Annotated in this window: 13 protein-coding genes; 2 read left to right on the forward strand and 11 right to left on the reverse strand. The window is 38.0% G+C overall.

All coding sequences use genetic code 11. From position 1 onward, the window contains the following. Nucleotides 1–151: 151 nt before the first annotated feature. The 9 genes from FFM59_RS08725 to FFM59_RS08765 form a co-directional block, all read right to left on the reverse strand. Complete coding sequence (locus tag FFM59_RS08725) at nucleotides 152–460, reverse strand: HesB/YadR/YfhF family protein (RefSeq protein WP_137602657.1); 309 nt, start codon at nucleotides 458–460, stop codon at nucleotides 152–154. Nucleotides 461–565: 105 nt separating this feature from the next. Continuing rightward, nucleotides 566–1,045 (reverse strand): transcription elongation factor GreA, encoded by a 480-nt coding sequence (greA, locus tag FFM59_RS08730; protein WP_137602658.1) that lies wholly within the window; start codon nucleotides 1,043–1,045, stop codon nucleotides 566–568. Nucleotides 1,046–1,133: 88 nt separating this feature from the next. Next, nucleotides 1,134–1,772 carry a uridine kinase gene (gene udk / locus FFM59_RS08735; RefSeq protein WP_137602659.1) on the reverse strand — a complete coding sequence of 213 codons (639 nt, stop codon included), beginning with the start codon at nucleotides 1,770–1,772 and terminating at the stop codon, nucleotides 1,134–1,136. Nucleotides 1,773–1,786: 14 nt separating this feature from the next. After that, nucleotides 1,787–2,878, reverse strand: coding sequence for an endolytic transglycosylase MltG (gene mltG, locus FFM59_RS08740; protein WP_137602660.1), 1,092 nt, complete (start codon nucleotides 2,876–2,878; stop codon nucleotides 1,787–1,789). Nucleotides 2,879–2,992: 114 nt separating this feature from the next. Continuing rightward, nucleotides 2,993–5,410, reverse strand: a complete 2,418-nt coding sequence (gene pheT / locus FFM59_RS08745; RefSeq protein WP_137602661.1) for a phenylalanine--tRNA ligase subunit beta — start codon at nucleotides 5,408–5,410, stop codon at nucleotides 2,993–2,995. A gap of 9 nt (nucleotides 5,411–5,419) precedes the next feature. Then, nucleotides 5,420–6,466, reverse strand: coding sequence for a phenylalanine--tRNA ligase subunit alpha (gene pheS / locus FFM59_RS08750; RefSeq protein WP_137602662.1), 1,047 nt, complete (start codon nucleotides 6,464–6,466; stop codon nucleotides 5,420–5,422). Between the two features lie 270 nt (nucleotides 6,467–6,736). After that, nucleotides 6,737–7,063, reverse strand: coding sequence for a winged helix-turn-helix transcriptional regulator (locus FFM59_RS08755; protein WP_225420336.1), 327 nt, complete (start codon nucleotides 7,061–7,063; stop codon nucleotides 6,737–6,739). A gap of 51 nt (nucleotides 7,064–7,114) precedes the next feature. After that, the gene (locus FFM59_RS08760) at nucleotides 7,115–7,609 is read right to left on the reverse strand and encodes an HD domain-containing protein (protein ID WP_137602664.1); all 495 of its coding nucleotides are present in this window, start codon (nucleotides 7,607–7,609) and stop codon (nucleotides 7,115–7,117) included. Between the two features lie 72 nt (nucleotides 7,610–7,681). Continuing rightward, complete coding sequence (locus FFM59_RS08765) at nucleotides 7,682–8,449, reverse strand: TrmH family RNA methyltransferase (protein ID WP_137602665.1); 768 nt, start codon at nucleotides 8,447–8,449, stop codon at nucleotides 7,682–7,684. A gap of 59 nt (nucleotides 8,450–8,508) precedes the next feature. Here FFM59_RS08765 and FFM59_RS08770 point away from each other — a divergent pair, with 59 nt between their 5' ends. Together FFM59_RS08770 and yidC are read left to right on the forward strand one after the other, a co-directional pair. Then, the gene (locus FFM59_RS08770; RefSeq protein WP_137602666.1) at nucleotides 8,509–8,778 is read left to right on the forward strand and encodes an acylphosphatase; all 270 of its coding nucleotides are present in this window, start codon (nucleotides 8,509–8,511) and stop codon (nucleotides 8,776–8,778) included. A 96-nt stretch (nucleotides 8,779–8,874) separates the two neighbouring features. Continuing rightward, nucleotides 8,875–9,789, forward strand: a complete 915-nt coding sequence (gene yidC / locus FFM59_RS08775) for a membrane protein insertase YidC (protein WP_137602667.1) — start codon at nucleotides 8,875–8,877, stop codon at nucleotides 9,787–9,789. Between the two features lie 80 nt (nucleotides 9,790–9,869). Here the strand turns inward: yidC and FFM59_RS08780 are convergent, their stop codons facing one another. Both FFM59_RS08780 and FFM59_RS08785 read right to left on the reverse strand, forming a co-directional pair. Further along, complete coding sequence (locus tag FFM59_RS08780) at nucleotides 9,870–11,339, reverse strand: HAMP domain-containing sensor histidine kinase (RefSeq protein ID WP_137602668.1); 1,470 nt, start codon at nucleotides 11,337–11,339, stop codon at nucleotides 9,870–9,872. A 22-nt stretch (nucleotides 11,340–11,361) separates the two neighbouring features. After that, nucleotides 11,362–12,060, reverse strand: a complete 699-nt coding sequence (locus FFM59_RS08785; RefSeq protein ID WP_137602669.1) for a response regulator transcription factor — start codon at nucleotides 12,058–12,060, stop codon at nucleotides 11,362–11,364. Nucleotides 12,061–12,233 lie beyond the last annotated feature (173 nt).

The following is a 12,233-nucleotide window of genomic DNA, read 5'->3' on the forward strand; positions in this document are numbered from 1 at the left end:
TCCACTTCACAGTGGACACCCTTGTCCTTGGCTAGTGGTTCCGACTACTACGGCCCACAGTGGACTTTCACCACCTAATTGGCGCCCATGCCGGGCGCACCCAAAAAAGAATGAAGCGCAGCTTAATGCGTTTCATTCTTTTTGATTTAAACTATTTTAATTCTCCATTTTCTTTGTAATCATACTTAGGACCGTCAGTTTTATCATCGTAATCGACAGTTAAGTCATAGCCCTTAAAGAACCATTCATCTAGACGATCGACAAAGTAATGCACGCCATCAAATTCTGTCTTTGAACTTGGATGAAGTGGCCGGTCATCACGGACCATGCCTAATGAAAAACCATCATGAACCGGTGTTTTACCGTAGACCTTGCCAAAAAAACGAACTCCTTCACCGGACTTAACGCCCATTTCATCGTGGAACCAATTGCTTGCTTCTTTCGTCACTGTAATTTGCATATGTTCTCTCTCCTTCTGTAATCGTTTTCATAGAATATATATATTCTAGCACAGAATGCAAAAAAAGAAGTACTAATCGGTTTGATTAGACTTCTTTTTTGTAAGTTATTCTTCAACTTTAGTGATTTTAACGTGCATATCACCAGAAGGAATCTTAATAGTCACTTCTTCATCAACTTTGTGGCCTAATAATGCAGCCGCAATTGGAGATTCATTAGAAATTTTACCTGACATTGGATCGGCTTCTGTTGCACCGACAATAGTGTATGCTTCTTCTTCTTCGTCTGGTAATTCTTTGAAGGTAACGGTCCGACCAACTGAGACAACATCTTTATCAATTGAATCGTTATCGATAATTTCTAAGTTTAATAGCATATGTTCAATGCTACTAATCCGTCCTTCAATAAATGCTTGTTCATCTTTAGCTGATTCATATTCAGAGTTTTCTGATAAATCACCAAAGCTACGCGCAATCTTAATTCTTTCAATTACTTCCGGTCTAGTGACCATTTTTAGTGTTTCTAATTCTTCTTCTAAATTTTTCTTTCCTTCTAATGTCATAGGAAAGGTTTTTTCTTCTGCCATTTCGCACCTCTATACATCATAATTAATTAACAAGCCATACAATACCACGTGGGCATAACGTTGTAAACAAGGAGATGTAATTTTCTCATTATTTTCCATGTTTCGTTAAAATATCATTAACTTTTGTACTCAATAAATCGATTGCGACTTTATTTTCTCCGCCTTCTGGCACAATAATGTCTGCATAACGTTTTGATGGCTCAACAAATTGATGATACATTGGTTTCACGGTTTTTAAGTACTGTGTAATGATTGAATCCAGTGAACGTCCACGTTCTTCCATATCACGTTTAATTCGACGAATGATTCTAATATCATCATCCGTATCAACAAAAACCTTAATATCCATTAAATCACGCAATCTCGCGTCATCCAGAATCATGATACCTTCAAGAATAATAACATCTTTGGCTTCTGTCCGAATCGTTTCTTTGGAACGATTAAATTCTGCATAATTATAAACTGGCATTTCAATCGTTTCAAAGTTACGCAATTTGGTTAAATCGGCAATTAAACGCTCTGTGTCAAAGGCCAATGGATGGTCATAATTAACTTGTTTACGTTCTTCCATCGTCATATCTGATTGATCATTGTAGTATGTGTCTTGTTGTAACATCATAATTGACTTACCAGCCATTTGCTCATAAATCGCCTGACTTACAGAAGTTTTACCACTTCCAGAGCCGCCAGTAACGCCAATAATGATTGGTTGTTTTCTCTTTGTCAAAATTACACTCCAGGTTATTTATTATAGTCAGCCAGCTTGTCAGTTAACTTCTGATGTTGGGCATAGGTTTTAGCATAGTAAACCTTCCCCGTCTTCATGTTCGCAATAAAATACAAATAATTTTTACTACGGTCTGAAGGATTTAGCACTGCCAAAATTGATTGTAAGCTAGGACTATTGAATGGTCCAGGTCCATAACCCTTTTCGACATACAAATTGTATGGTGAATCAACTTTCAAATCAGCATAAGTTAGATTTTTTTTGTGAGTATTTAACGCATACATGACAGAAATATCCGATTGCAAGGGCATGTCCTTGTCGATTCGATTGAAGAACACTCCGGCAATCTTTTTGCGATCGGTGTTAGTAACCCCTTCACGCTCAACTAATGAAGCTAAGGTCATGACTTCTTGGACAGAATACCCCTTACTCTTGATTGTGGCAAAGTAAGGACTCAACTGCGTGTTGGTCGTGGCTACCATTTGTGTAACTAAAGCTTTTAGGCTTGTCACATTCTTAGTGTCATAAGTTGCTGGGAATAGATATCCTTCCAACTTGTAACGCACATCAGTTGCTGACATTGCAGAACCCAATAAATCAGGATATTCCTTGGCTAATTCGTCTAAGAAAGATTGGTCTTGAATCAACGCCATAAATTCTTTTGAAGAATATTTAGTCGATTTTTGAACTGCGGTCGCGATTTGATCCGCGGTCGCCCCTTCTTGAACAACTAACTTGCCAACCCTAGAAACAGGAGTTGCACTTCCACCTTTTTCAAGGTTCTTGGCAATTGTTTTCACATTCATTGATTTATTCAATGAGTAGTAGCCAGCTTTAAAACCGGTTTTGACATTACTTTTAGCATAGTATTTAAAAACAATTGAGCTTTTAATTAAATTCTTTTTTTGTAAAGTTTTAATAATCTGGTCATTAGAAGATCCAGACTTGATATAAACTTCCACTGATTTCGAGTTTTTCGAATCAACGGCCTTCATTGAATCACTAATATAAAATTTAGCTCCACCAATAACGACGACAATTAAGACGACCAGTGCGATAATCCACCCGTACTTTTTACTCTTCTTTTTTTCTTTAAACCGACTCACTTAACTCCACCCCACCAATTAGTTTTGAATTAAAATATTATCTCAAATTTGATTGCACGCCCCATTATAAAATAAAAAAGACTGATTCACAATTTGTAAACCAATCTTTAATAATTAACGCACCGTAATATCGAATTCTTCGATTAATTTTGCGGTCACTTTATCAAATGCTTGATTAACTTTGTCTTCAACTAAAGTTTCATTTTTGTCTTGATACGTTAATGAATAGGCAAGTGATTTTTTACCTTCTGGGACATGGGTACCTTGATAAACATCAAATAGAGTCACGTCAGTTAAGAAAGCCCCACCCTTGTCTTGAATCAACGACACAATTTCTTGATTGGTAATGTAGTCGTTGACTAACATCGCAATATCACGAGTAATTGATGGGTATTTACTAATTTCTTGATAATGACGCGCAATCTTATCATTAGCGATAATTGGTTCTAGGTTTAATTCAAACACATAACTTTCAGGAATCTTATATTCTTTGGCCGTGTTAGGATGAATTTCTCCAACGTAACCGATAATTTGATCATCTAAGAAAATATCTGCTGTCCGTCCAGGATGCATTTCTTTGCGAGCCGTATTAGCCACAAAAGTGACATTGCCAGTTAGCGCCATATTTTGTAAGAATTGTTCAACGATACCTTTAATCTGGTAAAAATCAACTGCCTCGGTCTTATCATGCCAAGTATCAGTTAACAATTTACCCGTCACAACACCGGCAATATGTTCTTCTTCAGTTGGACGTTGATCAGCTGCAACTGGTACAAATGTTCGACCTTGTTCGTACAATGCAATGTTTTCTTGTGAACGAGCAACGTTATACGCCACATCAATTAGTAATCCACTAATTAAGTTCATCCGAGTAGCTACGTGATCTTGACTCATTGGATAATCCAAGACCATCGGCGTGCCACCATTCGTAATTTGGAATTGCTGTGCCTTCTCAATTGTTGTCAATGAGTAACTGATGGCTTGGTTTAAGCCTAAACCTTCCAAGACATGACGTGATGAACGAATTAATTTTTGTTCCGCATCCAATCCACCCACATTGTTAGTTTGAGCAGGTAAAGTAGATGGAATATTATCATAACCAAAGATTCGAGCAATTTCTTCTAACAAATCGGCCTCAATGTTTACATCCCAACGACGAGTTGGTACGTCAACGGTGAAGGTATCTCCGTTAAATTCACTGACAAAGGCTAATCGGTTGAAGATGTCGGTTACGTCTTGAGCCACTAATGAAGTCCCCAACACATGATTAATCCGAGCCAGAGTCACTTTGACAATCACTGGTTTAGGTTTCGTTTCTGAACCGGTCACAATACCAGTGGTTACTGTCCCATGAGCTAATTCGGCAATCATTTGGGCAGCTTCATCAACTGCAGTTTCAACTGTTGCTGGATCAATGCCTCGTTCAAACCGGGTAGATGATTCACTGTGTAAGTCTAAGCGGCGGGCTTGTTTACGAACCAAGATTGAATCAAAAATAGCAGATTCCAAAGTCACCGCAGTGGTGTCATCAGAAATGGCGGTTTCTAACCCACCCATTGTTCCTGCCAAGGCAACAGGCTTATCACCTGCAGTTACCACGATATCTTCCGCAATCAACTCACGGGTATCTTTATCTAACGTAACAAATTCTTCGCCCTGATGAGCATGACGGACACTAATATCATGACTAGGTAATTTATTGTAATCAAAGCTGTGCAATGGTTGACCATATTTAATTAAAATATAGTTGGTAACGTCAACCACATTATTAATTGGACGGATCCCAGCATTCCATAATTTAATTTGAAGCCATAATGGGCTGTCAGCAATTTGAACATCTTTAATTACTCGTAATTTATACGTTGGAGCAATTTCTGGATTTGGAATGGCAGCACTAATTAAATCTGATGTTTGTTCATCACTATTTTCAACTACTTTTTTCTCAGTAAAATGTGGTTTTAAATCATAAAAAGCCGCAATATCATTCACGTTACCGCGCATGCTGAACATATCACCACGATTAGGTGTGATATCAGTATCGATAATTACATCATCCATACCTAAATATGGAAAAATAGATTCCCCTGGTTTAGCTTCTTCAGGTAGGAACCAAATACCTTCGTCATAAGCTTTGGGTGCAACTTTTTCGGTAAAACCAATTTCTTGAAGTGCACAAATCATCCCTTCAGAAAGTTCACCACGCATTTTGCTGCGCTTAATTTTAATATTATTGCCAATCCGTGCGCCTGGTAAAGCTACAATCACATTATGATTGGCAGCAATATTAGGTGCGCCACATACGATTTGAACATCTTCAGCTTCACCAATATTAACTTGGCAAATTGCTAAATGATCTGAATCTGGATGTGGCTTAAGGCTAGTTACATAACCAACAACGAGCTTGGTTAAACCATCACTGGGTGAATAGACATCATTAATATCAACCGATGTCCGTGCTAATTTTTCTGCTAAATCTTTGGGTTTTACGTCAATATCCAAATATTCTTGAAGCCATTTATAAGAAACTTTCATTTGTTTTAATTATCCCTTCTGATCAAATTGCGTTAAGAAACGTACATCATTTTGGTAGAAATCACGGATATCATTCACACCATATTTGAGCATTGCAAAACGATCTGGTCCAAGACCAAATGCAAATCCACCATATTCCTCTGGATCCACACCGGCCATTTTAAGTACATTAGGATGAGTCATACCGGCACCGAGCACTTCAATCCATCCAGTATATTTGCAGATAGCACAACCTTTACCATGGCAATTAAAGCAAGTAATATCTGCTTCAACTGATGGTTCCGTAAATGGGAAGTAACTAGGACGCAAACGAACTTCTAATTCATCGCCGAATAAATCTTGCGCCACGACTTCTAGGGTTCCTTTTAAATCAGCCATCGTAATGTGCTTCCCGATAACCAAGCCCTCCACTTGATGGAATTGGTGACTATGGGTGGCATCATCGGTATCACGACGATAAACTTTCCCAGGGGAAACCATTTTAAGTGGTCCCTTGCTAAAGTCATGTGTTTCCAACGTCCGCGCTTGCATAGGTGAAGTTTGAGTTCTCATCAAAATTTCTGGGGTCACATAGAAAGTGTCCTGCATATCACGAGCTGGATGGTCCTTAGGTAAATTTAGCATTTCGAAGTTATAACGATCTTCTTCAACTTCACTGCCTTCAGCAACGACATATCCCATCCCAATAAATAGATCGACTAATTCATCAATAATTTGTTGAATCACATGCGGTTGACCTTGAGCAACACTGTTACCCGGTAAAGTTACATCAATCGCTTCTTTTTTTAATTGGTCATTTAACTTTGCATTTTCAAGTTTGGCTCTTTGTTCATCAATTGCATTGGTTAATTGATCACGAACTTCATTAGCAAATTGACCAACTTTGGGACGTTCTTCAGCACTCAAATCACGCATACCACGTAACACTTCGGTGATTGGGCCTTTTTTACCTAACATTTTTACTCGTACATCATTAATCGATTCGAGATTAACACTTTCTTCGACTTGCTTCAGTCCTTGTTGCAGTAAATCATTTAACTTATCTTGTAATCCCATTTGAACTCTCCTTTTTCAAAATAAAAAAACTCCGCCCCTGAAAAGGGACGAAGTATCGCGGTACCACCCTAGTTTATAGCAACATGCTATACACTTAGAAATCGGTAACGGTGATTAACCGGAGTACGATTAAGTATCAACTACGGAAGTGAAATTCGGAAATGATTCAGGTTCTTACTTTCAGTCTTGATAAGAACTTCCTAACCAAATACATTTGCTACTAACTTCCATCAACGTTTTTAATACGTGTGACATTAAAGCAATAATTAACTAATCAATCCATTCGTCGCCCCAGTTATGAACAGCTTCCATAACGGGTTTGAGAGCTAGACCTTTCCCGGTCAATGAATAGTCAACTTTTGAGACTGAACCGGGATGCGTGTTTCGCGTAACGATTCCTTCACTCTCAAGTTCACGCAATCGTTCAACTAAAACACGATCACTACATTTACCGATTCCGGCAACGAAATCTTTAAATCTCAAGACGTTTTCTTTCAAAAGTAGCTCGACAATTAAACCATTCCATTTTTTACCAAGAATGACAAATGTTTCTTCAAACTTAGGACAAAGTGCTAATTTTTCTGTTGTATCGCTCATTACTTGATCCACGTTAACCCCTCCAATCATTTAACTTATTCGACTATTATATTATAAAGTAGTCCGAACTTTCAACCATAATTCTACACGAGCACGCATTGGTGCAAAGAATTCACGTTCAGCTTCGTAATCATCCACTAATGAAACCAGCAAACTTTCACGATATTTTGGTAAGGCTAAGGTTGCGCCAAACATATGCTTCAAGATGATATCCTTTTCCATGTCATTCAAAGGTGTGAGCTTTTCAGCGTTACGTAAAGCCACCCGGGGATGAATAAAAGCATGAGAACCTAAATCAAATTTAGTGGTTCTCCAGTCGTAGTAAAAAAGATCGTGAAGTAAACCTGCACGAGCAACGCTACGATAATCTAAATGTAACTTTTTCGCAATCCGATAACTATCAAATGAAACTGATAGAGAATGTTGCAACCGGTCTGAGTTGTGATGATGGGTATAAGTAGCTAATTTTTGAACCTCATCAGTGTCGATTAAATCGCTAATCAATTCTACATATTCACTATCATGTTGCCATGCATTTTTCTTCATTTAGTTCTCCTTTTTATTAATTCAAAGGTATGATACATGCTTACTAAATAAAAGTAAACTATAACGCTCAAATTATTTCTTTAATTCAAACATTAGTATCCCGGCTGAAACAGCGACATTCAACGATTCTGCTTTCCCAGCAATTGGAATATACAGGTTCTTGGAAGTCCGTTCTAAGACTGCCGGTTGAACGCCATTGCCTTCATTACCCATAATTAATGCGAAACTATCACTTTTTTCAATTTCACGATAATCCACTGCATCTTTGTTTAATTCAGTTCCGTAAACCGGAATTCCTTCAGCATGTAGCATATCAATCCAATCCAAAGTTGAACCTTGCTTAACGTCAATATGGAATTGACTACCTTGCATTGCACGAACTACTTTTGGTGAAAAAATGTCAGCCGTTTTATTACCAGCAACAACACCAGTGAAGCCGGCAGCATCTGCGGTCCGAATCATGGTACCTATGTTACCTGGATCTTGAACTTCATCCATTAATAACCAGGTGCCAGACAATTCATTTGGTACTTCGGTATATGCAACAGGAATCCCAACTTCAGCAGCAATTCCTTGTGGTGTCACTGTATCAGTGATATGTTGCATAACTTCAAACGTGACGATATAGATTTCGTCGATGTCTTTAAAATCTTGATTATGCAAATCAAACTGTTCTTGTGTCACCATAATTGCTTTAATTGGTGCATCATAATTAAGTGCTTCTTGTACTAAGTGCCAACCATCTAAAAGATAGCTGCCTTCGCGAGTTCTTTGCTTCTTTGTGGCGAGCTTTGTCCAGTTTTTTACTTTTTGGTTTTGTGTCGATGATATGTTTTCCAAATTTATTCACTCCAATTGTGCTATTATACCATGACAAGGGTCATAACGGAGGTCTTAACATGGAATCTATTAAAATAACTGTGACGGGACGAGTTCAACATGTCGGTTTCCGCTGGTCAGTCGCGTCACTGGCTCAACGGTTGAATATTAAAGGTTTTGTTAAAAATTTACCTAATGGGGATGTATATATAGAAGCAGAAGGTCCAACCTCAATGATTGCAGAATTCACCAAAAGGGTACAAAACGGCCCTACTCCACTGGCTTCAGTCGAATATGTTGATGTGGTCAATCAGCCCCTTCAATCATTTATCGACTTTCAAATCAGATAAAGTTTGAAAAAGTTAGTGGCGTTGAGGACTTGTTCCGTGGTATATTATCCTATGTTTGTGAAACTAATATGAAGAAAAAGGAATTGATTTATTAAAATGAGAAATAAAAAAATATCGCTAATTGCGATAATATCGGTCCTAGCACTTACTTTAAGCGGTTGTGTTCGCCAAGACAAGAATGGTAATCCTTATGGGATGACTTACGAATATCTCGCCAAGCCTACACAACACTTAATGGAATGGATTGCTAATTTCTTTGGTGGCCCTTATTCATACGGTTGGGCAATTATTATCATTACATTCGTCGTTCGAATGATTTTGCTACCAATTATGATTAGCCAAATGCGTAAATCAACCATTCAACAAGAAAAAATGGGTATGGTTGGACCTGAAATGCGCGATATCCAAGAACGTCAAAAGACTGCGACAACACCTGAAGAAAAAGCCGCTATCAGTCAAGAAATGATGGCTCTTTATAAAGATAATGGTATTAGCATGACCGGTGGAATTGGATGCTTACCAATATTGATTCAAATGCCCGTCTTTGCCGCCTTATACGCAGCCATTCGTTACTCTCACTTATCTAACGCGATGTTCTACGGCATTAAACTTGGTTCTCCAAGTATTATCCTAGCTATTCTTTCATTTGTGGCTTACCTAATCCAAGGCTATCTATCAACACTTGGAATTCCTGAAGCCCAAAAGAAGCAAATGCGCATGATGATGTTCGTCAGCCCAATTATGCTTGGATATATGGCCATGATTTCATCTGCCGGATTAGGACTTTACTTCTTTATCGGTGGTATCTTTGCCATCATTCAAACAATCATTATCAACCTTTATCGTCCTAAGATTAAACGTGATATTGAAGCTGAATTAAAGAAAAATTTCCTAAAGAAGAAAAAAGTGGTAAAACCAATTATTGAATCACCAACCAAAATTGCTCCAAAAAATAATCAACCAGCTAAGAAACAAAACCGGAATGCTGGTAAACAGCAACATCATAAATAAATTGGTATTTTAAAAGCTGCCTTTCAAAACTCATAGTTTTGAAGGACAGCTTTTTTAGTATCTATATTTGGCTTGGCTAGTTAATCGTCTAAGGTTTTAATATCTTCATCGACAATTGGTAAGGTGACCTTAAATAGCGAGCCGTATCCGGCTGAACTTTCCAAGGTCATTTCTCCGCCATAGCCTTCGACTAAGCGTTTTGCAATGGCTAATCCCAGTCCATTACCACCTTTTTTACGACTACGAGCCTTATCAACTCGGTAGAACCGGTCAAAGACTTTAGCCATATCTTCTTTCGAAATACCTTCACCAAAATCTTGAACTCCAATTTCAACACGATTCAAAGTCCGTGACAATGAAATATGAATTTCTTTGCGGTCGGTTGAATACTTCACCGCGTTATCAGACAAAATAATCAGGATTTGTTCTAAATGATCTCGATAGATTGGTGAAACAATTCGATCCTTCAAGTCATCATCCATGATGAACAAGAAGTCCGGATGAATCATTTTAAAATTATTAAAGACTTGATGAACAACTTCGCCAACTTCCGTTTTTTCGTCTTTAAAATTCGTTTCAACTTGTTCCGCACGACTCAAATCCAACATTTCTTGGACCAAATCTTGCATTCGCTTAGTTTCTTTCAATGAAGCATCAATGGATTCCGCTAACACTTTGGGATCGTCTTTTCCCCACCGATTAAGTAGCTCCATGTGCCCTTGAATAATTGCAACCGGCGTCCGCAATTCGTGTGACACGTCCCCCACAAATTGTGATTGTTGGTCCATGTACCGCTGCATCCGGTCCATCATTTCATTAAACATCAGAGCCAAATCGCCAAGTTCATCGTGTCGATATAATTTAGGCACCCGATTATCAGCAGTTGGATCGTCTCGAATTGCTACCAACGTATCATGAATATCATCAATTGGTCGCAACAAGAAATACGACAAACAGTAACCGAGTAAGCCACTGGCTATGACCATTAAGACCAACGTTAAAGCGGAAATAATCAGTAAGCGTTGGAAAATCCGATAAAATGCCGTCAGCGAATTTTCAATATAGACATACCCAATCGTTTTATTGGTTTTACTTGAAATAACTGGTTCAACCCCAAACAATCGTCGTGCAAAATGTTTACCAGCCAAACTTACTTGTTGCTTTTTGACTGGCTTAAACTTTTTATCAATCGTCCCTGTTGAATATATTTCTTTGCCGTCTGGATCAAAGACCGCAATCACCGTATTCGAAGTACTCAAATCCTGTGTGATTTTTCGACTAGTTTCCATTGACTGGCTATCACCGATTTGTTTAGCTACTGCTTGTGTGCTTAAGTCAGTTGAATTTTGACTTAACTTTTTTTCAACATTGACCAATGAACGGTTCATTGCGCTTTTTTCTTGATCAAGTAAGTTGTCTGTGAACGCGTTAAATAAAACAAAAGTTAAACTAGCAAAGATGACCAGTGCGCCAAGCGCGGTCCCCAGTGCCCATTTAACTTTTAATGATAAACGATATTCTCTTTTATTTGATTTAGTTGCATTTTCCAATATTCAAAAACCCCAAAAATCGTTATTTTGAACGCATTACATAACCAGTTCCACGAACGGTTTGAATGTAACTGTTTTCGGTGCCTTCTTTGTCTATCTTATTACGGATATAACGCACATAAACATCAACCACGTTGGTTTCAACTTTTGAGTCTGCGCCCCAAACAGTTTCCAGTAATAAACTACGCGACATCACTTTATCAATGTTTTCCATTAAAAGAAGTAATAAATCGTATTCGCGTTTAGTTAAGTTGATTACTTCATCACCACGATGAACGATACGGTTTTCTTTTTCAACAGCCAAGTCACGATAACGCACGATTGTTTGAGTAGTTTTTCCATTGCTATTTTCGTCTTCAATGTTGATACGACGCAATAATGCGCGAACACGAGCCAATAATTCTTCAATCGCAAATGGTTTAACGATATAATCATCGGCACCGTGATCTAAGCCAGATACTCGATCAATCACGGAATCACGTGCAGTCATCATTACGATTGGTGTATTTTTAACTTCACGAACTCGGCGGGCCACTTCCAAACCATTTAATTCAGGCAACATCAAGTCTAATAAAATTACATCATAATCAGTTGTAATAGCGGCTTCGAGTCCGGAACGGCCATCAAGCTTGATATCAACTGAATATCCTTCATGTTTTAATTCCAATTCTACGAAGCGGGCAAGATTCTCTTCATCTTCAATAATTAAAATTTTACTCATCACAAATACGCTCCATTTTCACAAAAGTTTTAATCTTTTTATCGATTTCTTACATACCTTTTCATATTATCATATTTTTCTCATCAAATATAGTAAATCCTGATTTATTCACAAAGATATGCAAAATACCCATCAAACACATGCATCACGCGTTTGATGGGTATTTTGTATTT

It is taken from the genome of Paucilactobacillus nenjiangensis (assembly GCF_005405445.1).
GTDB lineage: Bacteria > Bacillota > Bacilli > Lactobacillales > Lactobacillaceae > Paucilactobacillus > Paucilactobacillus nenjiangensis.